The organism is Aquincola tertiaricarbonis (assembly GCF_023573145.1).
GTDB lineage: Bacteria > Pseudomonadota > Gammaproteobacteria > Burkholderiales > Burkholderiaceae_C > Aquincola > Aquincola tertiaricarbonis_B.
Genome location: NZ_CP097635.1, coordinates 150,159 through 171,197 on the forward strand (window position 1 = coordinate 150,159; position 21,039 = coordinate 171,197).

The 21,039-nt window shown below is 71.3% G+C and carries 14 protein-coding genes; 8 read left to right on the forward strand and 6 right to left on the reverse strand.

Translation table 11 applies throughout. The features are described 5' to 3' along the window. Positions 1–30 precede the first annotated feature (30 nt). A complete protein-coding gene (gene glgX, locus MW290_RS00710) occupies positions 31–2,151 on the reverse strand; it encodes a glycogen debranching protein GlgX (RefSeq protein WP_250195444.1) in 2,121 nt (706 codons plus the stop codon). A 236-nt stretch (positions 2,152–2,387) separates the two neighbouring features. On the opposite strand from glgX, the gene MW290_RS00715 reads away from it, so the two are divergent. From MW290_RS00715 to MW290_RS00745, 7 genes are all read left to right on the forward strand, one after another. Then, entirely contained in the window at positions 2,388–3,035 is a 648-nt protein-coding gene (locus MW290_RS00715; RefSeq protein ID WP_250195445.1) for a TetR/AcrR family transcriptional regulator, read from the forward strand. 133 nt (positions 3,036–3,168) lie between these two features. Continuing rightward, positions 3,169–4,176: a tripartite tricarboxylate transporter substrate binding protein gene (locus MW290_RS00720; RefSeq protein ID WP_250195446.1), complete on the forward strand. Its 1,008-nt coding sequence runs from the start codon at positions 3,169–3,171 to the stop codon at positions 4,174–4,176. 19 nt (positions 4,177–4,195) lie between these two features. Beyond that, entirely contained in the window at positions 4,196–5,359 is a 1,164-nt protein-coding gene (locus MW290_RS00725; RefSeq protein ID WP_250195447.1) for a Gfo/Idh/MocA family protein, read from the forward strand. 4 nt (positions 5,360–5,363) lie between these two features. Next, positions 5,364–6,578 carry a dihydrodipicolinate synthase family protein gene (locus MW290_RS00730; protein ID WP_250195448.1) on the forward strand — a complete coding sequence of 405 codons (1,215 nt, stop codon included), beginning with the start codon at positions 5,364–5,366 and terminating at the stop codon, positions 6,576–6,578. Further along, positions 6,575–7,450: a sugar phosphate isomerase/epimerase family protein gene (locus MW290_RS00735; protein ID WP_250195449.1), complete on the forward strand. Its 876-nt coding sequence runs from the start codon at positions 6,575–6,577 to the stop codon at positions 7,448–7,450. The genes MW290_RS00730 and MW290_RS00735 overlap by 4 nt, the downstream gene beginning before the upstream one ends. A 75-nt stretch (positions 7,451–7,525) precedes the next feature. Then, positions 7,526–8,947, forward strand: a complete 1,422-nt coding sequence (locus MW290_RS00740) for an APC family permease (protein ID WP_250195450.1) — start codon at positions 7,526–7,528, stop codon at positions 8,945–8,947. Between the two features lie 35 nt (positions 8,948–8,982). After that, the gene (locus MW290_RS00745) at positions 8,983–10,695 is read left to right on the forward strand and encodes a sensor domain-containing diguanylate cyclase (protein ID WP_250195451.1); all 1,713 of its coding nucleotides are present in this window, start codon (positions 8,983–8,985) and stop codon (positions 10,693–10,695) included. 20 nt (positions 10,696–10,715) lie between these two features. Here the strand turns inward: MW290_RS00745 and MW290_RS00750 are convergent, their stop codons facing one another. After that, positions 10,716–11,966, reverse strand: a complete 1,251-nt coding sequence (locus tag MW290_RS00750) for a GGDEF domain-containing protein (protein ID WP_250195452.1) — start codon at positions 11,964–11,966, stop codon at positions 10,716–10,718. 1 nt (position 11,967) lies between these two features. After that, positions 11,968–14,319, reverse strand: a complete 2,352-nt coding sequence (locus MW290_RS00755; protein ID WP_250195453.1) for a putative bifunctional diguanylate cyclase/phosphodiesterase — start codon at positions 14,317–14,319, stop codon at positions 11,968–11,970. 174 nt (positions 14,320–14,493) lie between these two features. On the opposite strand from MW290_RS00755, the gene MW290_RS00760 reads away from it, so the two are divergent. Then, positions 14,494–14,715 carry a hypothetical protein gene (locus MW290_RS00760; RefSeq protein ID WP_250195454.1) on the forward strand — a complete coding sequence of 74 codons (222 nt, stop codon included), beginning with the start codon at positions 14,494–14,496 and terminating at the stop codon, positions 14,713–14,715. Between the two features lie 211 nt (positions 14,716–14,926). On the opposite strand, the gene MW290_RS00765 is transcribed toward MW290_RS00760, so the two are convergent. The 3 genes from MW290_RS00765 to MW290_RS00775 form a co-directional block, all read right to left on the reverse strand. Next, entirely contained in the window at positions 14,927–16,726 is a 1,800-nt protein-coding gene (locus tag MW290_RS00765; protein ID WP_250195455.1) for a methyl-accepting chemotaxis protein, read from the reverse strand. 85 nt (positions 16,727–16,811) lie between these two features. Beyond that, on the reverse strand, positions 16,812–19,316 hold the full coding sequence (locus tag MW290_RS00770; RefSeq protein ID WP_250195456.1) for a YbcC family protein: 2,505 nt from the start codon (positions 19,314–19,316) through the stop codon (positions 16,812–16,814). A gap of 15 nt (positions 19,317–19,331) precedes the next feature. Further along, entirely contained in the window at positions 19,332–20,999 is a 1,668-nt protein-coding gene (locus MW290_RS00775; protein WP_250195457.1) for an NADH-quinone oxidoreductase subunit L, read from the reverse strand. Positions 21,000–21,039 lie beyond the last annotated feature (40 nt).

The following is a 21,039-nucleotide window of genomic DNA, read 5'->3' on the forward strand; positions in this document are numbered from 1 at the left end:
AGGCAGCGGGCAAACACCGTTCCCGCCCGCTCAGCGTGAGACGAACAGCAGCAGCGACCGGCCCGCCATCTGGCGCACTTCGCCGCCCGCTGCCATGCCGCCGTCGGCGTCAGGCTGGGCGGTGTCCACCGCCAGGGCCCACTGGCGGCCGTCTTCGGGCGGCGGCGGCAGCGTGAAGTCGATGGGCTCATGCCAGGCGTTGAACAGCATCAGCACCGAGGCATCGTCGGCCGGGCGTTCCAGGTGGCTGCGCGGCGCGCGGCCGTCCAGCATCAGGCCGAAGCACAAGGTGTTGCCGTCCTCCCAGTGGCCGGGCTGCATCTCCTGCCCATCGGGGGCCCACCACACGGCGTCACGCAGGCCCAGCTCCTCGTGCGGCTGGCCGGTGAGGAAGCGCCCGCGCCGCAGCACCGGCAGTTCGCTGCGCAGCGCCAGCAGCCGCTGCACGAAGGCCTGCAGCGCACGGCCACGGTCGTCGATGGCCTCCCATTGCAGCCAGGAGATGTCGTTGTCCTGGCAATAGGCGTTGTTGTTGCCGTGCTGGGTGCGGCCGAACTCGTCGCCCGCCACCATCATCGGTGTGCCCTGCGACAGCAGCAGCGTGGCCAGCAGGTTGCGCTGCTGCTGCGCGCGCAGGGCGTTGATGGCTTCGTCGTCGGTCGGGCCCTCGGCGCCGCAGTTCCAGGAGCGGTTGTCGCCGTGGCCGTCGCGGTTGTCCTCACCGTTGGCTTCGTTGTGCCGCTCGTTGTAGCTCACCAAGTCGGCCAGCACATAGCCGTCGTGCGCGGTGATGAAGTTGACGCTGGCCCAGGGCCGGCGGCCACGGCGGTTGAAGGTGTCGCCGCTGGCGGTCACGCAGCCGGCCAGCGCGGCGGCGGTGCCAGGCTCGCCCTTCCAGTAGCTGCGCACGGTGTCGCGGAAGCGGTCGTTCCACTCGGCCCAGCCCGGCGGAAAGCCGCCCACCTGGTAGCCGCCGGGGCCGCAGTCCCAGGGCTCGGCGATCAGCTTGACGCTGGACAGGATCGGGTCCTGGCGGCAGGCGTCGAGGAAGCCGCCACCGTCGTCGAAGCCATGCGGCTCACGCGCCAGGATGGTGGCCAGGTCGAAGCGGAAGCCGTCCACCTGCATCTCGGTCACCCAGTAGCGCAGGCTGTCGGTCACCATCTGCAGCACCCGCGGGTGGCTCAGGTTCACGGTGTTGCCGGTGCCGGTGTCGTTGATGTAGTAGCGCGGCTGGTCGGGCATCAGCCGGTAGTAGCTGGCGTTGTCGATGCCCTTGAAGCTGAGCGTCGGGCCCAGTTCGTTGCCTTCGGGCGTGTGGTTGTAGACCACGTCGAGGATGACCTCCAGCCCCGCCTTGTGGAAGCGGTCGACCATCTCCTTGAACTCGTCGACGCTGGGCTCGCACAGGTAGTCGGGGTGCACCGCGAAGAAGCCGATGGTGTCGTAGCCCCAGTAGTTCTTCAGGCCCTTGTCCAGCAGGAAGGGCTGGCTCAGGAAGGTCTGCGAAGGCAGCAGCTCGATGCTGGTGACGCCCAGCTGCTTCAGGTGCTGGATCACGGCCTCATGGCCCAGGCCCTTGAAGGTGCCGCGCTCGGCCTCGGGCACCTGCGGATGGCGCTCGGTCATGCCTTTGACGTGGGCTTCGTAGAACACGGTGCGGTCCCAGGGCACGCGCACGCGTTCACGCATCTTCCAGTCGAAGCTGCTGTCCACCACCACGCACTTGGGCACGAAGGGCGCGCTGTCGCGCTCGTCGAAGCTCAGGTCGGCATCGGGGTGGCCCACGGTGTAGCCGAACAGCTCGTCACGCCACTGCACCTCGCCCACGTGGGCGCGGGCGTAGGGGTCGAGCAGCAGCTTGTGGGGGTTGAAGCGATGGCCCTTCTCGGGCTCGTACGGGCCGTGCACGCGGTAGCCGTAGCGCTGGCCGGGCTGGATGCCGGCGATGTGGCCGTGCCACACCTCGTCGGTGTACTCGGGCAGCGCGATGCGCGCCAGCTCCTGCTGGCCGCTCTCATCGAACAGGCAGACCTCCACCTTGGTGGCGTTGGCGGAGAACAGCGCAAAGTTGACACCGTCGCCGATGCAGGTCGCACCGCGCGGGTGCGGCGTGCCTTCGCTGAGGCGGGCGTCGTAGGAAGTGGGCATGCGGGTCGTCCAGGCAGTACGGCGGTGGGGCCGGCAGTGCGCACAGGGGCGCACCGCCAGCGGGAGCCCCGATGCTCCGTGCCGCCTGTACCGGCGTGTATCGGCGCGCCACGCCAGCGCGCGTCGGACAGCGCCGACGCCGCCGCCACAATCGACCGCCGCCCCACACTGCGCTTGCCCAGCGCGCAGCGGCGATAATTCACCAATAAGTTAACTGAGCCCCTCCGCCGCCCGCCATGAGCACCGAGCCCACTCCCGTCACCGACGAACGCCTGCGCGATGCGGACCGTTCGCAGGCCACCATCCTGGCCGCCGCGCGCGACGAGTTCGCCGAGCATGGCCTGGGTGGCGCGCGGGTGGACCGCATCGCCGAGCGGGCGGGCCTGAACAAGCGGCTCATCTATTACTACTTCGCCGACAAGGAACGGCTGTTCCAGGCGGTGCTGGAGCAGGCCTACCGCGACATCCGCGCGGCCGAGCAGGCGCTGCACCTGCTGGACCTGAAGCCCGCGGACGCCGTGCGGCGCCTGGTGGAGTTCACCTGGAACTACTACCTCGAGCACCCCGAATTCCTGACCCTGCTCAACAGCGCCAACCTGCACCGCGCCCGCCACCTGGCCGATTCGCAGCGCGCGCGTGAGCTGAACAGCCCGCTGATCGAGACGCTGGCCGAGATCCTGGAGCGCGGCCGGCGCGAAGGCAGCTTCCGCGGCGGGGTGGACCCGTTGCAGCTGTACGTGTCCATCGCCGGCATGGCGTACTTCTACCTGTCGAACAACCACACGCTGTCGGCAGTGTTCGGCCGCGACCTGATGACGCCCAAGGCGCTGCAGCAGCGCCTGTCGCACATGAGCGACGTGATCCTGGGTTACCTGCTGCCCTGAAGCCACCCTTCGGCCCAACCCGGGCCGCGACCGGCCCCGGGTAACTCCCAGCCCCATCGGGCTGTACGCCGCGCACGCCCCACTCCTAGAATCAATTCACCAACCGGTGAATTAGAAGTTCGAGGAGACCGCGATGAACGCTGTACGCCGCGCCGCCCTGGCGCTGTCCTCCACCGCCTTCGGCCTGGGCCTCGGCCTGCTGGCGGCCGCAGGGCCCGCCGCCGCGCAGGGACCGGGCGCCAACGGCTACCCCGGCAAGCCCATCCGCGTGATCGTGCCGTTTGCGGCCGGCAGCACCACCGACATCATGGCCCGCGCCATCAGCGACAAGCTCAGCGCCAGCCTCGGCCAGCAGGTGATCGTGGACAACCGCGGCGGCGCCAGCGGCACCATCGGCCAGCAGATGGTGGCCGCCGCCCCGCCCGACGGCTACACGCTGCTCATCCACTCGTCGTCGCACACGGTCAGCCCCTGGACCTTTGCCAAGCTGCCGTTCGACACCCAGGCCGATTTCGCCGGCATCACGCCCATCGCGTCGCTGGCCAATGTGATGGTGATCTCGCCGGCCAAGGGCGTGAAGACGCTGCCCGACCTGCTGGCCGCGGCGCGGGCCAAGCCGGGCAGCTTCAACTACGCCTCGGCCGGCCAGGGCAGCGCCACGCACCTCAATGCCGAGAAGTTCAAGCTGGCTGCCCACATAGAAGCCACCAACATCCCGTTCAAGGGCTCGGCCGAGGCGGTGAGTGAAGTGCTGGGCGGCCGGGTGGATTACTACTTCTCCCCCATCGCGCCGGTGATCGGGCAGATCAAGGACGGCCAGCTGCTGGCGCTGGCGGTGGGCTCGCCCAAGCGCTCGGCCGCGTTGCCCGACGTGCCCACCACCGCCGAGGCGGGTGTGCCCGGCTCCGAGTTCAATTTCTGGATCGGGATGATGGCGCCGGCCAAGACCCCGCGCGAGATCGTCAAACGCCTGCATGACGAGGTGGCCAAGGCCCTGGCCTCGCCCGAGGTGAAGGAGCGCTTTGCCAAGCTGGGCGCCGACCCTTGGACGCTGCAGCCCGAGCAGTTCGACCAGTACATCCGGGACGAGATCGCGGCCAACGCCAAGCTCGTCAAGGCCGCCGGCCTGTCGCCCCAATAAACCGAAGGAGTACTCGAAGATGGCCACTCAAAGGCTCGGCATCGTGATGCATGGCGTCACCGGCCGCATGGGCATGAACCAGCACCTGATCCGCTCCATCGTCGCCATCCGCGCGCAAGGGGGCGTGCCGCTGCGCAACGGCGACCGGGTGATGCCCGACCCCATCCTGATCGGCCGCGACGCCGAGAAGATCGAGGCGCTGGCGCGGGCCCATGGCATCGCCCGCTTCGGCACCAACCTGGACGCCGCGCTGGCCGACCCGGCCGACACCGTGTTCTTCGATGCCGGCACCACGCAGATGCGGCCGCAGCTGCTGGCCCGTGCACTGCGCGCCGGCAAGCATGTGTATTGCGAAAAACCCATTGCCACCACGCTGGCCGAGGCGCTGGAAATCGCCCAGGTGGCCCAGTCCTCGGGCCTGAAGCACGGCGCGGTGCAGGACAAGCTGTTTTTGCCCGGCCTGCGCAAGCTCGACATGCTGCGCCGCGCGGGCTTTTTCGGCCGCATGCTCAGCGTGCGGCTGGAGTTCGGCTACTGGGTGTTCGAAGGCGACCTGCAGCCCATCCAGCGGCCGAGCTGGAACTACCGCAAGGAAGACGGCGGCGGCATGATCCTCGACATGATGTGCCACTGGCGCTACGTGCTGGACAACCTGTTCGGCCAGGTCAAGAGCATCTCGTGCATAGGCGCCACCCACATCCCGCGCCGCTGGGACGAAGCCGGCCGGCCCTACGAGGCCACTGCCGACGACGCCGCCTATGCCACGGCCGAGCTGGTGGGCCACAACGGCGAGCCGGTCATCGCCCAGCTGAACATGAGTTGGGCCACCCGCGTGCGGCGCGACGACCTGGTGACCTTCCATGTCGATGGCACCGACGGTTCGGCCGTGGCGGGCCTGTCCGACTGCCGCGCCCAGTCGCGCGTGACCACGCCGCGCCCGGTGTGGAACCCCGACGTCAAGCAGACCATGCCCTTCTTCGACCAGTGGCAGGACGTGCCCGACACCCAGGTCTACGACAACGGCTTCAAGATCCAGTGGGAGCACTTCATCCGCCATGTCGTGGAAGACGCGCCCTACCGCTGGACGCTGCCCGAAGGCGCCAAGGGCGTGCAACTGGTGGAAGCCGCCACCCGCAGCTGGAAGGAACGCCGCTGGATCGACGTGCCGGCGCTGCAGGTGTAAGCCCATGGCCATCACCCTCAACCTGCCCACCGCCGACGGCGCGCTGCGGCCCTACACACTGCAGGCGTCGGCACCGCTGGCCAGCCCGGCGGGCCAACAGCCGGCCTTCAACCGCATCGCCTACTCGGCCGCGCACGTGGTGGCCGATCCACTGGCCGCCATCGACCCCTGGCTGCAGTGCGCGGTGGACTGGGACGCCACCATCGCCTACCGCCAGCGGCTGTGGCGCCTGGGCCTGGGGGTTGCCGAGGCCATGGACACCGCCCAGCGCGGCATGGGCCTGGACTGGCCCACCTCGCTGGCGTTGATCCGCCGCAGCCTGGACGCGGCCCGCGACCATCCCGGCGCGCTGGTGGCCTGCGGCTGCGGCACCGACCAGCTCTCGCCCGATGCGGTGCGCAGCGTGGACGACGTGATCCGCGCCTATGAAGAGCAGATGGAGGCGATCGAGGCGCTGGGCGGCCGCCTGATCGTGATGGCCAGCCGCGCGCTGGCCCGCGTGGCCCGAGGTCCGGACGACTATGTGCGGGTGTACGACCGCATCCTGCGCCAGGCCCGGCAGCCGGTCATCCTGCACTGGCTGGGCGAGATGTTCGACCCCGCGCTGGCCGGTTACTGGGGCGGTGGCAGCGTGGCCGCGGCGATGGACACGGCGCTGGGCATCATCGAAGCGCATGCCGACCAGGTGGACGGCATCAAGATCAGCCTGCTGGACAAGCAGCAGGAGATCGCGATGCGCCGCCGCCTGCCGGCCCGCGGCGGCCGCGATGGCCAAGGCGTGCGCATGTACACCGGCGACGACTTCAACTATGCCGAGCTGATCGCCGGCGACGGCCACGGCACTGCGCGCGTGCATGGGCACAGCGATGCGCTGCTGGGCATCTTCGATGCCATCGCGCCCGCGGCCAGCGCGGCGCTGGCGGCACTGGCCGCGGGCGACGAAGCGCGCTTCCACCAGATCCTGGCGCCCACGGTGCCGCTGTCGCGCCACATGTTCGCGGCGCCCACCCGCTTCTACAAGACGGGCGTGGTGTTCATGGCCTGGCTCAACGGCCACCAGTCGCACTTCACGATGGTGGGCGGGCAGCAGAGCACCCGCTCGCTGGTGCACCTGGCCGAGCTGTTTCGCCTGGCCGACGCCGCCCGCCTGCTGGACGACCCAGCCCTGGCCGCCCAGCGCATGCGCACGCTGCTGGCGCTGCATGGGGTCGACGCATGAGCAAGGTGATTCGCAGCTTCGAAGCCAGCCACCAGTGGCTGTCGATCAACACCGCCACGGTGCGCCGGCAATGGACGCTGGACCGCATCATCGACGAATGCGCGCGGCGCGAGATTCGCGCCATCAGCCCCTGGCGCGACCAGGTGCAGGCCGCCGGCCTGCAGGCCACGGCGCGGCAGCTGCGCGCACACGGCATGCAGTTGTCGGGCTACTGCCGCGGTGGCTTTTTCCCGGCGGCCGATGAGGCGGGCCTGCGCGCCGCGCTGGACGACAACCGCCACGCCATCGACGAGGCCATGACCCTGGGCGCGCCCTGCCTGGTGCTGGTGGTGGGCTCGCTGCCCGGCGCGCTGAACGGCCAGCCTGCCTATACAAGCCTCGCGCGCGCCCGCAGCGAGGTGCGCGATGGCATCGCGGCCACGCTGGCGCACGCGCGCCAGGTGGGCCTGCCACTGGCCATCGAGCCGCTGCACCCGATGCAGGCCGCCGAGCGCGCCTGCGTCAACACGCTGGCGCAGGCGCTGGACCTGTGCGACGAGCTGGACCCGCAGCGCAGCGGCGCGCTGGGCGTGGCGCTGGACGCCTACCACGTGTGGTGGGACCCGCAGCTGCAGGCGCAGATCGAACGCGCCGGGCGCGAGCGGCTGCTGGCCTACCACGTGTGCGACTGGCTCACCCCCACCCGCGACCTGCTGAACGACCGCGGCATGATGGGCGACGGCGTGATCGAGTTGCGGCAGCTGCGTGGCTGGGTGGAAGCCGCCGGCTACCGCGGCTTTGCCGAGGTGGAGATCTTCTCGGAGCACTGGTGGCAGCGCCCTGGCGAAGACGTGCTGGACACCTGCATCGCCCGCCACCGCAGCGTGGTGTAAACCCCGGGGGTGGCCAGGGCAGGCATGGCAACTGCCGCGCGGGCGTCACAACAGCAGCACCCTGAGGAGAGCGCGATGACCACCTCCACCGCCCCGGCCGCCGGCAGCGACAACCCCAAGGCCGAGCCCAGCCTGCACCGGGTGATGGGCCCGTGGCTGCTGCTGCTGTTCATCGTCGGCGACATCCTGGGCACCGGCATCTACGCCCTCACCGGCCAGGTGGCCTCCCAGGTGGGCGGCGTGGTGTGGCTGCCCTTCCTGGTGGCCTTCGTGGTGGCGGTGATCACCGCCTTCAGCTACCTGGAGCTGGTGACCAAGTACCCGCAGGCCGCCGGCGCCGCGCTGTATGCGCACAAAGCCTTCGGCATCCACTTCATCACCTTCATCGTGGCCTTCGCGGTGATGTGCTCCGGCATCACCTCGGCCAGCACCGCCTCGCGGGCGTTTGCGGCCAACCTGTCGCAGGCCTTCGGGCTGGGGCTGGAGGGGGGCTTCGGTATCACCGCCATCGGCCTGGTGTTCATGGCGCTGGTGGCGGCCGTCAACTTCCGCGGCGTGGGTGAAAGCGTCAAGCTCAACGTGCTGCTCACCTGCGTGGAGCTGTCGGGTCTGCTGCTGATCATCGGCATCGGCCTGTGGGCCATCACCCAGGGCCAGGGCGACGTGTCGCGCATCACCCAGTTCAAGCCCAACGTGGACGGCGGCATGTTCTGGTCCGTTATCGCGGCCACCACGCTGGCCTTCTTCGCGATGGTGGGCTTCGAGGACTCGGTGAACATGGCCGAGGAGTGCAAGGACCCGGTGCGCCACTTTCCCAAGGTGCTGCTGGGCGGGCTGATCATCACCGGCATCATCTACGTGCTGGTGTCCATCTCGGCCGTCACGCTGGTGGCGCCCGACAAGCTGGGCGAAGGCGAGACGCCGCTGCTGCAGGTGGTGCAGGCCGGCGCGCCGGGCTTTCCGATCGGCATCTTCGGGCTCATCACCATGTTCGCGGTGGCCAACAGCGCCCTCATCAACATGCTGATGGCCAGCCGGCTGGTGTACGGCATGGCACGCGAGCAGGTGCTGCCCGCCGCGCTGGGCAAGGTGCACAGCAGCCGCCGCACGCCTTACATCGCCATCGGCTTCACCACGCTGCTGGCCTTCGGGCTCATCGCCTTCGTCGGCGGCGTGCCGGCGCTGGGCGGCACCACCGCGCTGCTGCTGCTGTGCGTGTTCACCGTCGTCAACGTGGCGGTGCTGGTGCTGCGGCGCGACAAGGTCGACCACAAGCACTTCCGCACGCCCACGCTGCTGCCGGTGCTGGGCGCGCTGAGCTGCGCCTTCCTCACCGGCCCGTGGACGGGCCGTGCCGCGGTGCAGTACCAGATCGCGGGCGTGCTGCTGGCCGTCGGCGTGGGCCTGTGGGCGCTGACGGTGGTCTTACACCGCCGCACGGGCAGCCCTGCCGCTCAGGATGGCGCCGCAATGGCCGATAAGACACCGATGTCATGAAACGCCGGGCGTGGCCCGCGTGCGCACGCCCGCCCATGTTCAACAGTTTCCGAGTTCGCCTGGCCTTCATCATGGCGACGCTGCTGGCCCTGACCACCAGCAGCCTGTCATGGATGCTGGGGGCGGCCATGTCGCACCAGCTGGCCGCCGAGCAGGGCCGCGCGCTCGACAACCTGGCACGCGGCATCGCCGCGGTGATGGCCGAAGGCATGGACACACGGCTGGGCGAGATCGCCCGCGTGGCCCAGGGCGGCCTGCTGCCGATGGTGCGCAGCGACGGCAGCCTGGCCGTCACCGACGCCGACCTGGACCGCATCGCCGCCAACCGCACGCACTACAGCTGGATCGGCGTGGCCAGGCCCGATGGCGTGGTGGTGGCCGCCACCGGCCACCTGCTGGTGGGCGCCAACGTGTCCGAGCGGCCCTGGTTCGCCCATGGGCTGCAAGGCCTGTACACCGGTGACGTGCACAAGGCCAAGCTGCTGGCGGCGATGCTCGCGCCTTCGGCCGATGGCTCGCCGCCGCGCTTCATCGACTTTGCCGCGCCGCTGACCGACCCTCAAGGCCGCGTGGTGGCGGTGATCGGCGCGCATGTGAACTGGGACTGGGGCCGCGAAGTGATCTCGCTGCTGCGCACCGGCGACGCCCGCCAGCAGGGCGTGCGCGTGTTCGTGGTGGATGCGGAGGGACAGGCCATCCTCCACCCGCCGGATGCCGACCGCGCCCTGACGCCGGCCCTGGAAACGCTGCAGGCCGGCCCGAGGGTGCTGGAATGGCAGGACGGCACCGACTACCTGACCGCGGCCATCTCGGTGCATCCGCAATCGCGGACCAACCAGCTGGGCTGGCGCGTGGTGGTGCGTCAGCCGGCCGCGGTGGCACTGGCCGCCGCCTACGAAGCCCAGCGCGTGGTGTGGTGGTCGGGCCTGGTGGTGGCCCTGCTGGCCGCGGCCGTGGCCTGGTGGGCCGCCGGCAGCCTGAGCCGGCCGCTCACCGCCATCCATGAGGCGGCGCTGCGCATCGGCGCCGGCGAGGCCGACGTGCGCCTGCCCACGCCCAGCGGCGCCAGCGAGGTGCGCGGCCTGGGCACCGCGCTGGCCGGCATGATGGCCACGCTGGCCGCGCGCGAGGCCTCGCTGCGTGAAGCCAACGAGACGCTGGAAGCCCGCGTGGCCGAGCGCACCCAGGCCCTGGCGCATGCCAATGCCGAGCTGAACCAGCTGGCACGGCGCGACGCCCTCACCGGCCTGCCCAACCGGCGCGCCGCCGACGAACGGCTGGCCAGCGAGCTGAGCCGCCACCGCCGCAACCACCAGCCGCTGACGCTGCTGGGCATCGACATCGACCACTTCAAGCGGGTGAACGACACCCACGGCCATGCCGCGGGCGACGCCACGCTGGTGCAGGTGGCGCAACTGCTGCAACGCACGTTGCGCAGCACCGACTTCGTGGCCCGCACCGGCGGCGAGGAATTCCTGGTGCTGCTGCCCGAGACCGACACCGAAGGCGGCCAGCAGGTGGCCGAGAAGCTGCGGGCGGCCGTCGAGGCGCTGACGCTGGAGACGGTGGGCTCGGTGACGATCAGCGTGGGCATGACCAACCGTGCCCACACCTACCGCGATGGCGCTGCGGCCACCCATGCCGCCGATGTGGCGCTGTACGCCGCCAAGCGCGGCGGCCGCAACCGGGTGGTGGCCTTCGAGGACGCCTCGCGCATCACCGACAGCGTGCTCGACGCCTTCGCCTAGGACTTCGCCTAGAACTTCGCTTAGGAACCCGCGCGGGCTGCTGCCGGGGCTTCCAGGTCGCCGTAGTTGCTGGCCTGGGCGCAGCGGTTGCGCCCGCGGTGCTTGGCGTCGTACAGCGCGGCATCGGCCGAGGCCATGAACGAATCGGCACGGCCATCGACGCTGGGCGAGCGCAACGCCAGCCCCAGGCTGATGGTGACCACGCCACGCTCGGTGGCGCCATGCGGCAGCGCCATCGCTTCCACCGCCTGCCGCAGCCCTTCGGCCACCCGCTGGCATTGCGCGGCCGAGTCGGCCTGCACCAGCACGGCGAACTCTTCGCCGCCGATGCGGCCCAGGAAGGCCTGCGGCGGCAGGTGCTCGCGCATGGCCTCGCCCACGCGCTTCAGGCAGGCATCGCCCGCCGGGTGGCCGTACAGGTCGTTGTACTGCTTGAAGTTGTCCACGTCGATCAGCACCAGCGCCAGCCAGCGGCGGGTCAGCGCCGCTTCCTGCCAGCGGCTGGGCATGGCCAGGTCGAAGGCACGGCGGTTGGGCAGGCCGGTCAGCGGATCGGTCTGCGACAGCCGGGCAAAACCGTCGGCCCGCCGCTCGGCGGCGCGGAAGGCCAGCGTTTCACGCAGCCGCAGCAGGTAGCTGTAGCGCGAGCTGCGCTCGATGCGGTAGCAGGCCTGCAGCGTGAACAGCGTGGTGCCGGCCATCAGGCCGATGGCGAAGATGCGCGCCTGCTCGGGCAGGCGCTCGTCGGTGCCCACGGACAAGGCGGTCAGCGGCAGCGTGATGCCGGACATCCACAAGGCCTGCCTGAAACGCAGCGGCAGCGAGATGTTGATGACCAGGAACGCGAGGCTGAAGACGAAGGGGTCGTACATCCGCATCTCGTTGCTGGTCAGGCGCAGGATCACGCAGGCGCACAGCATCACCATCGGCAAGGCGCCGGCCAGGATCCATTCACGCGCGCGCGGCGACACCCAGTTGCGCCAGATGGCGGTCAGGATGCAGGCGCCGTAGGCCGTCATCAGCAGGCGCCAGGAGAGCACCGCGCCGAACTGGTCGTTGCGCATGAACCAGTCGTTGAAGACGAACAGGTTCCAGATCATCAGGCCCACCACGCCGCCGCGCACCAGCCAGCGCCGGCGCGAGGGGCCTTCGTCCTGCTCGTAGCGGGCTTCGACCTCGGGGTGGAACTCCAGCCGCCGGCGGCGCTTGAGTTCGAGCTCCTGCTTCACCAGCCCTTGCAGGCGCAGCTCCTGGGACAGGGGATTGGGCATGTCACACCTCCTCGGTGGCGGCCGGCCGGACCGGGCGGTCCGGCGGCGTGCCGACGGGCGACGACAGAGCGTCGACGGCGGCCTGGTCTTTCGGGCTGGGCAACGGACGGCCCAGCAGGTAGCCCTGCACTTCGGTACACCCCTCGGCGCGGGCGCACTCGAGGTGGGCCGGCGTCTCCACGCCTTCGGCCACCGTCGTCACGCCCAGGCGGCGGCCCAGCTCGGCCACCGCACGCACGACGGCTGCGCACTCGGGACGCTGCAGGGCATCGCGCACGAAGGAGCCGTCGATCTTGATCTTGTCGAATGGAAAGCTGCGCAGGTGCGCCAGCGACGAATAGCCGGTGCCGAAGTCGTCCAGCGCCACACGCACGCCCATCTCGCGCAGCAGCCGCAGCTCGGCCAGCGCCTGGGCGCCGTTGAGCAGCAGCGCGGTCTCGGTGATCTCCACCTCCAGCCGGTCGGCCGGCAGCGCGGCGGCCTTCAAGGCCCGGCTCACGGCCGGCAGCAGCGTGCCGCGGCCCAGCTGGGCGGCCGACACGTTCACCGCCACGCGGGCGCCGTCGGTCCAGCCGGCAGCCTCCAGGCAGGCGCGGCCCAGCACGAACTGGCCCAGCCGGTCGATCAGCCCCGCCTCTTCGGCCACCGGCACGAACTCGCTGGAAGGAATCCAGCCGCGCGGCGGGTCGAACCAGCGCACCAGGGCCTCGCGCGCCGTGATGCGGCCGCTGGCCAGGTCGGTGATGGGCTGGAAGAACACGAAGAGGCCGCGCTGGCCTTCCATCGCGGCGCGCAGGCGGGCCTCCAGGTCCACCCGCTCCTGGATGCGGGTGAGCATCTCGCTGGTGAAGGTGCGCACGGTGGCGCGCCCGGCCGCCTTGGCGGCGTAGAGCGCGATGTCGGCCCGCGCCAGCAGCGTTTCGCTGTCGCGGCCGTGCTGCGGCGACAGCGCGATGCCCACCGAGGCGCCGATGCGGGTGTGGCGCTCACCCTCCAGCAGATAGGGTGCGCACAGCGTGCCCAGCAGGCCGTGGGCCAGCAGCTCGGCGGTGGCCGGGTCGCCGCCGGGCAGCAGCACCGCGAACTCGTCGCCGCCCAGGCGCGCCACCGCCGTGGCCCGGCCGGCGCAGTGGGTCTGCAGCCGCGCCGCCACCTCGCCCAGCAGCGAGTCGCCGGCGCGGTGGCCCAGGGTGTCGTTCACCATCTTGAAGCCGTCCAGGTCGATCACCAGCACGGCCATCTCGCCGTCGCCGCCGCCCTCGCCGGCCAGGCGCTGCTCCACCTGCTCATGGAAGGTGTAGCGGTTGTGCAGGCCGGTCAGCGAATCGTGGTGCGCCAGGTGCAGGATGCGGCGCTCGGCCTCCACCTGCGCCGTCACCAGCGCCAGCGTCACCATCACGCCCTGGTGCTCGCCGCCGCAATCGGTCACGGCCGCGGCCTGCAGCTCCAGGATCTCACCGCCGACGTGGCTGCGCGCGGTGTGCGGCAGGCGTGCGGGATCGGTCAGCAGCCGGCGCTGCTGCTCGGGCTGGTGGTGGAACACGTCGATGCTGGTGCCCACCAGCTGGTCGGCCCGGATGGGCAGCAGGTGCTCGATGCGCCGCACCAGCGACAGCGCGGCGCGGTTGGCGTAGTTGATGCGCAGGCTGACCGGGTCCGCCGTCATCACCGCGATGGGCAGGTCCTCGATCATGCCCAGCAGGCGCTGCTGTTCCTGCCCGCGTCGGCCCACCTCGGCCCGCGCCGCGATCATGCGGTTGAAGTCGCGGCCCTGGATGCGCAGCACCAGCAGCGTGGCCAGCGTCACCAGCGCCATGTCGCTGGCCATGGCCGCGAACACCGGCACGCCGGCCAGGCTGAGGAACACCACGATGGGCAGGCCGGCAAAGGCGCCGATGAGCAGCGGCGCCGGCCAGGCATGCACCAGGCAGAACATGCTGCTGATCATCGTGAGCGAGAGGAAGAAGGCCACGTGGCCCTGGTCGTAGGCGTCGCCGTGCGGAAACAGCGCAAAGCCCCAGCCGGCCAGCAAGGCCCCCAACACGCTGGCCAGCACCGAACTCACCGCCAGCTGACGACGCGCCTGATCCGGCGTGATGCTGCGCTCGCGCCGTTGCCACCAGCTCACCGTGCGCCAGACGAAGATGGCCCCGAAGCACAGCGCGGGATACAGCGTGAGGGAGACAGGCGCCTTCAAGCGGAAGGTGTACGCCAGCACCGACGCGTTGGCCAGCAGGATGAAGTACATCAAGGGCACGAGGCGCGACAGCGCGCCGAACTGCGCCTGGAGCAGTTCGGGGGGGTGGTCGGCGCTGTCGCCGCACGGTGTCGGATGTCGAAAGAAGGTACCCACGCTGCTCGCCCCGGGACTGGCCCGTGACTCGATTTATCGGCGGCGTGGACAGGCGGCTTGAGCGGGCGCGGGGGGGCAGATTGGGTGCGTCACCCTTCAGGCTGGCGAAAAAACTGCCGATACCAGCGCCACGCCACCAGCGCCTTCCGTGTTGATGTGACCGCCACCACCCCCATGCCTTCCACCGACCCGGCAGACCCCGCCCCCACGCACGCGCCCGATGACGGCGCGCCGCCGGTGCGCAGGCCTGCCGCCGAGGTGAGCACCTGCTGGTGGCGCTGCAGCCATTGCGGCACCAACCACACGCTGCGGCTGCCACGCCGCAACCCGGGCCATTGCCTGAACTGCTGCACCGCGTCGCTGGCGCCGGTGCTCGGGTTCGCCTGGGAACGTTGAGGGCACCGCCGCATCCCGCGGCGGTCTTGCAGGATCAATCCCCGCTCAGAGCCAGGCCCAGAGCCAGCGCAGCCAGGCCGGCCGGCGATCGACGGTGGGACGATAGTGCTGACGCAGGGACGGATACATGAAAGCCTCCTTGTGGAGGCTTGACTGTATGTTCATACAGTAGTTGTGGCAAGCCGCTTTTGTCGAGCGGCCGGGCCGGCGGTCAGAACGTGGACCAGTCGTCGTCGTTGGCCACCGCCGCGGCAGGCGCCGGGGCTGGGGCAGGCGCAGCGGCCTTGGCGGCTGCAGGCGCGCGCGCCGGAGCCGGTGCCACGGCAGCCGGTCGTGCCGCCTTGGCGCTGGTCGCCGCCGGCTTGCGTGCCGCGGCCACCGGGCGCGCCACACGGGCCATCGGTGCAGCAGCGGGCGCCGGGGCCGGCATGGCCGCTGCCGGGCGCGCGGCCACGGCCGGCGTCGCGGCGCCACCCGCCAGCTTGAACACCGCCACCGCCTGCACCAGCTGCTGGGCCTGCATCTTCAGGCTTTCGGCGGCGGCGGCCGACTCTTCCACCAGCGCGGCGTTCTGCTGCGTGGCCTGGTCCATCGCCGTCACCGCTTCACCCACCTGGGCCACGCCCGAAGCCTGCTCGCGCGAGGCCGAGCTGATCTCGCCGACGATGTCGGTGACACGGCGGATGGAGGTGACCACCTGCTCGATCGTGGCACCGGCCTGGTCCACCTGGCGGGTGCCCTGCTCCACACGCTCCACGCTCTGGGCGATCAGCGTCTTGATTTCCTTGGCCGCCTCGGCGCTGCGCTGCGCCAGCGTGCGCACTTCACCGGCCACCACCGCAAAGCCGCGGCCCTGCTCGCCGGCGCGCGCGGCTTCCACCGCGGCATTCAGCGCCAGGATGTTGGTCTGGAAGGCGATGCCGTCGATGGTGCCGATGATCTCGGTGATGCGGTGCGAGCTTTCGCTGATGCCCTTCATGGTCTGCACCACCTGGTGCACCGCTTCGCCGCCCTGGGTGGCCACGTCGCTGGCGGCCTGGGCCAGCTGGTTGGCCTGCTGGGCGTTGTCGGAGTTGGTGCGCACGGTGGCGCCCAGTTGCTCCATCGAGGCGGCCGTCTCTTCCAGCGCCGAGGCCTGATGCTCGGTGCGGGCCGACAGGTCGCTGTTGCCCGAGGAGATCTCGGCCGATGCGGTGGCCACACCCTCGGCATTGGCGCGCACCTCGCCCACGATGTCGGCCAGGCGGGTCTGCATGTCCTTCAGGGCCGACAGCAGCTGCGCCGTCTCGGTGTTGCCGCTGGCGTCGAACTGCTTGCTCAGGTCGCCGGCGGCCACGCTGCGGGCCACGTCCACGGCCTGGTTCAGCGGGCGCAGCGTCGTGCGGATGATCCAGGCCGCGGTGGCGGCGGCCAGCAGCAGGCCGGCCACGATCGCCAGGCCGACCGTCCAACGGGTGGTGGTGGCATGCGCCTCGGCCTGCTGGCTGGCGTCGTCCATCAGGCGGCCGCCCAGTTCCACCAGTTCGGTGACGGCGGTCATGTAGTCCTGCTGGCGCGGCACCACTTCAGCCACCAGCAGCTGCCGGGCTTCGTCGCGCTTGCCTGCCATCAGCAGCTCGATCAGCTTGTCGCGCGGGCCGCGGTAGGCCATGCGCGCGGCATTGAGCTTCGCGAAACCGGCCTTGCCCTTGGGCGTGGTCATCGAGGTTTCGAGCACCTTGAACTCGGCCGAGGTGCGCTTGCTGATCTCGTCGATCTCGGCCTTGAGCGCCTGCAGCTGCGCCGGCTCCGTCAGGATGAACATGTCGCGCAGGGCGCGCGACACCGTGGCATTGCCATCCCGGATGGTCAGGAAGCGCTTGATCTTGGGATACCGGTCGTCCAGCGCCAGGGTGAATTGATCGTTGATCGCCTGCACACGCTGCAAGGCGATGACGCCCAGGGCCGCAATGACCAGGGCCATGGCGGCAAAGCCCAGGATCAGGCGGGTGGAGATTTTCAGTTGCTTCATGGGGTCCCGGTTGACGACGGCTGTTCGTCAGGGCTATCGACCCCCGGCACCCTGCACTGAAGCAGGGATCGCCCTTGTTACAAATTCACGCCGCCGCTGCTGCCTGCTCGGAAACCCATGCCGCGCCGCCCTCCGCCACCCGGTAGCGCCACACGCCGCCGTCATCGCCCAGGCGGAACAGGTGCAGCCAGCCGTGGTGCACCAGCTGCCGCACCACCTCGTGGCCGGTGATCACCGACTCGATGGCTGCGGCCGGCGCCTGCACGAACACGCTGAGCCGCAGCGGCACATGGCGCCAGCCCTCGCCATCGTGCACCGACTGCAGCGGCAGCCCGATGCGCAAGTCGCCGCCATTGCCCTCGAACACGCCCAGGTGGCCGCCCACCACGTTGTGCAGCAGCTTGTCGCCGCTGCCGTAGCGCTGGGGGTCGACGGTGGAGGCGTGGTACTGCGCATTGATCCACTGCGTGACCACCATCGGCGCGGTGAGGATCAGCGTGAGCACACGCCAGCCCTCGTCCTGCCGCCAGTCGTAGTCGTGCAGGAAGGCGCGGCCGCCCAGGTCCAGCCCGCGGGTGCGCTGGCGCGGCGCCACGATGAAGGCGGCGCAGCCGGCCAGGCCCCATTCGGGCCGCAGCTGCGCCCAGTCCTGGCTGCGCGACTGCAGTGCCTGCCGCAGTGCGGGCGCATCGCCCGCCAGGTGGCCCAGTCCCAGGCCGGGCGCGCGCTCGGCCCGGGCGCGGTCGCCGGCCTCGGCCAGCCAGGCCTGCAGCTGCGCCCGGTCGGGCGCATGGCTGGCGGGCAGCAGGTCGAGGTCGAACAGCCGGCACTCGTCGGTGGTGGTGTCGTGCAGGCCGGCCACGAACCAGGTGGTGGCCGGCAGCGCGATGCCTTGGGCCTGCAGGCCCTGGCGCACCGCGGGGTCGTTGAGCAGGCCGGCCAGCAACCGGGCATTGACCTCGCCGGTCTGGCCGCCGCAGGCACCGCAGTCCAGGCCGGCCGCATGCGGGTTGTTCTGGCTGCTGCTGCCATGGCCAGCCAGCAGCACCAGCCGCGCCAGACCCTGCTTCAGGCCCATCGCGGTCAGCGCCTGGGCAGCGGCCTGCACCCGGGCGGGCAGGTCGCTGCCATCGGGCGCGGCCGGCCAGCGCGGGCGCAGGCGGGCCGCAGCATCGGCGGGCAGGCCGGCCTGCTCCACCGGCTGCGCCCGCCCGCCGCGGCCCAGGCCGCGCTGCAGCAGCGGCGCGGCCAGCGCCAGCCCGCACGACTCCACGAACGAGAAGCCCGAGCCTGCGCTGCCCTTGAAGGCCTGCCAGGCCTGGCTCCAGCGCAGGCGCTGGCGGCGGCGCCGGGCCAGCCACTGGCCCAGGCCCGGCTCGTCGCTGTCTTCGGTGGCGCACAACGCGGGCGCCAGCAGGCCGGGCAGCTGCGGGCGCTGCAGCTCGGTGCCCAGCGCCTGCCAGGCCACCGGCATCGCGAAGAAGCCGGCGAAGCCGCGGGTGTGCACCTGCGGGCCGGCCGCTTCCAGCGCGCGGCGGAACACCTCGGACCGCACGTCGATGCAGAACACGGCCTGCACCGCCGGGGCGGTCTCGGGCTGCGTGCCACCATGGGCCAGCGCCTCGCACAGCGGCGCCTGGTAGCTGCGCTCAAGCGCGTCCTGCCACAACCAGTCGGCGCGGGCTGCGCGGCGTGCCCCTGCCACCGCCTGCGCCTGGCGCTGCCAGCCGGCGGCCAGCCGGCTGGCCAGGTCGTGCGCAGCATGCCCCTGGTGCAGCAGCCATTCCCAGGCCAGGCGCACCGCCAGCAGCTGCACCAGGTGGTCGTCGTCCTGCTGCTGCAGCCGCGCCTGCCAGCGCAGGTAGGCGCACCACGCCGCCCAGCCATTGATGCTGAGCAGCAGCGCGCCCAGGTAGGCCTCCTGCGCCTGAGCGGGCACCCGCAGCGCCTGCAGCGCCTGGGCGATGAGCGCCTGCGGCTCGCGCGGCAGCTGGGCCACGCGGCGGCTGAAGCCACGGAACCCCATCAGCATGCCGGGGCCCAGGTCATGGGCCGACTGGCGCAGCCAGCAGGCATACAGGCCCCCGCTGCGGTCCGGGCCCCAGGCCGCCTGGGCATCGTCGAAATAGGCGGCGCAGCACTGGCTGATGTGGTGGGTGACCGCATCGCGCCAGGCCACTGCATGGCGCAGGTCGCGGCCGGCGTCCAGCAGGTCGGTGACCAGCGGCAGCCGGGCCGGCGGTGGCGGGTCGGCCTGGCAGCGGCCCAGCAGGCTGGCCACCGTTTCATGGGAACCAGCGGCGTCGATGGCGGCCTGCAGGTCCGGCGCGCCCAGCGTGCCGGCCTTCCAGTGGCGCAGGAACTCGGCACGCGGCATCAGCAGCGGGCTGCCGGCCTGCACCGCCAGCTGGGCGGCGGCCTCCTCGATGGGCCGGTCGCGGTGGCCCCACCAGGGATTGACCGCGATGAAACGGTCCAGCGGCCAGGTGGGCGCGATGCGGTCGCAGGCGGCGCGGATGGCCTGCCGCAGTACCTCGTGGTCAAGCGTCTCGTCGCGGGTGTCGGTCGGCGGGTCCAGCATCAGGCTCATGGCGGTGCTCCGGCTTCAGGTGGATTGCTGGGGCCGCACGTCGGCGTGCGGACGCGGCACGGGCAGGGTCGGCGGCGGCGGCAGGCGGGCCGGCCACAGGCGGAAGGTGAGGCGGGTGAACCACTCGTCCAGGTACAGCCCGCCGAACATCACCGGATACAAGCGGCGAGCCAACGCGCTGTGCGGCGCGGCCAGCACCACCGCCTGCAGGATGAAGAGGAGCGCGAAGCAGCCCACCACCCAGGCCACTAGCCCCGCCTGCAGCCACGCAGGCGCCGCGTGGCCGTGCAGGCTGACCGGGTGCGCGGCGGCCCAGGCACCTTCCACCAGCGCATGCAGCCCCAGGTACAGACCGGCCACGCCAGCCGCCACCAGCAGGCCGCGCAGCGCAGCGCGCCCGCTGTGCGCCCGCACCATCAGCGGTGCCAGCGCCAGCCCCAGGATCACCGTCGCGGCCAGCAGCGGGCCCTGCGGCACCGCGCCCAGGCCCCAGGCCGCGGCGGCCAGGGCCGCCAGCCCCAGGCCGGCCACCGCGGCACCGGCCCAGGCCAGCGCACCAGGCCGCGGCGCGGGCGGCATCAACTGCCGCAGCCGGGCCTGCTGCACCGCACCCCCAGCCGACAGGAAGGCATGCGCCTTGTACAGCGAGTGGGCCACCAGGTGCAGCAGCGCCAGCGCATGCAGGCCCAGGCCGCACTGCATCAGCATGAAGCCCATCTGCGCGCAGGTGGACCAGGCCAGCGACACCTTGATGCTGATGCGCGTCATCATCACCAGCGCCGCCACCACCGCGGTGGCGCTGCCCGCCACCACCAGCAGCGCCTGCGCAGCCGGCACCTCGGCCACCAGGCCGCCCACCCGCAGCAGCAGAAAGCCGCCCAGGTTGACCACGCCCGCATGCAGCAGGGCCGAGACCGGCGTGGGCGCCTCCATCACCTGGATGAGCCAGCCGTGCACCGGCAGCTGCGCGCACTTGAGCAAGGCGCTGGCGGCCAGCAACAAGGCCGCGGCCTGCAGATGGCCGTCAGGGCCCGGGCGCTGCGCCAACGCGGCCAGCGCCGCGTCGATGTCCAGCGTGCCCAGCCGCAGGCCCAGCAGCGCCACGCCGCCCAGCAGGCAGAGGTCGCCCACGCGGCTGGCGATGAACTTCTTGTGCGCGGCGATCAGCGCCGCCGGCCGCTGGCGGAAGAAGGTGAGCAGCCCATGCAGCTGCAGGCTGGTGGCCACCCAGGCCACGGCCAGCACCGCGAGGTTGTTGGTGCCCACCAGCAGCGCCACTGCGGCCAGGGTGCCTATCAGCCCACGCACGTAGCGCGGCTGGCCGTCCGCCCCTTGCAGGTAGGTGCGCGAGTAGCCGGTGATCACCCAGCCGATGAAGCACACCAGCAGCATCACCACGCCGCCCAGCAGGTCGCTGCGCAGGCCGGGGCGCACCGCGCCGGCTTCGCCCAGCACCACCAGCACCGGGCCATGCCAGATGCCGGCGCCACCGCTGACCAGCCCCACCAGCGACAGCAGCGCCGCCAGCAGCGCCAGGCCGATGGCCACACGCGCCAGGCGCCACAGCATGTCGACCTGACGGTGGAACAGCGACGCTGCCAGTGCCGCCAGGCCCAGCATCAAGGGAGGCAGGGCCAGCAAGGCCGCGCGCCAGGGCGCAAGTTCGGGCAGCAAGGTTTCCATGGCGCGGCATCCATCCAATCACTGGCCGCCACTGTGCCCG

What these genes read in the sequence shown, in the direction of transcription:
- MW290_RS00760 (WP_250195454.1), top strand. Translation starts at nt 14,494, where the DNA reads ATGCCTTCCACCGACCCGGCAGACCCCGCCCCCACGCACGCGCCCGAT.
- MW290_RS00730 (WP_250195448.1), top strand. Translation starts at nt 5,364, where the DNA reads ATGGCCATCACCCTCAACCTGCCCACCGCCGACGGCGCGCTGCGGCCC.
- MW290_RS00735 (WP_250195449.1), top strand. Translation starts at nt 6,575, where the DNA reads ATGAGCAAGGTGATTCGCAGCTTCGAAGCCAGCCACCAGTGGCTGTCG.
- MW290_RS00765 (WP_250195455.1), bottom strand. Translation starts at nt 16,726, where the DNA reads ATGAAGCAACTGAAAATCTCCACCCGCCTGATCCTGGGCTTTGCCGCC.
- MW290_RS00770 (WP_250195456.1), bottom strand. Translation starts at nt 19,316, where the DNA reads ATGAGCCTGATGCTGGACCCGCCGACCGACACCCGCGACGAGACGCTT.
- MW290_RS00750 (WP_250195452.1), bottom strand. Translation starts at nt 11,966, where the DNA reads ATGCCCAATCCCCTGTCCCAGGAGCTGCGCCTGCAAGGGCTGGTGAAG.
- MW290_RS00740 (WP_250195450.1), top strand. Translation starts at nt 7,526, where the DNA reads ATGACCACCTCCACCGCCCCGGCCGCCGGCAGCGACAACCCCAAGGCC.
- MW290_RS00720 (WP_250195446.1), top strand. Translation starts at nt 3,169, where the DNA reads ATGAACGCTGTACGCCGCGCCGCCCTGGCGCTGTCCTCCACCGCCTTC.
- MW290_RS00715 (WP_250195445.1), top strand. Translation starts at nt 2,388, where the DNA reads ATGAGCACCGAGCCCACTCCCGTCACCGACGAACGCCTGCGCGATGCG.
- MW290_RS00775 (WP_250195457.1), bottom strand. Translation starts at nt 20,999, where the DNA reads ATGGAAACCTTGCTGCCCGAACTTGCGCCCTGGCGCGCGGCCTTGCTG.
- glgX (WP_250195444.1), bottom strand. Translation starts at nt 2,151, where the DNA reads ATGCCCACTTCCTACGACGCCCGCCTCAGCGAAGGCACGCCGCACCCG.
- MW290_RS00725 (WP_250195447.1), top strand. Translation starts at nt 4,196, where the DNA reads ATGGCCACTCAAAGGCTCGGCATCGTGATGCATGGCGTCACCGGCCGC.
- MW290_RS00745 (WP_250195451.1), top strand. Translation starts at nt 8,983, where the DNA reads ATGTTCAACAGTTTCCGAGTTCGCCTGGCCTTCATCATGGCGACGCTG.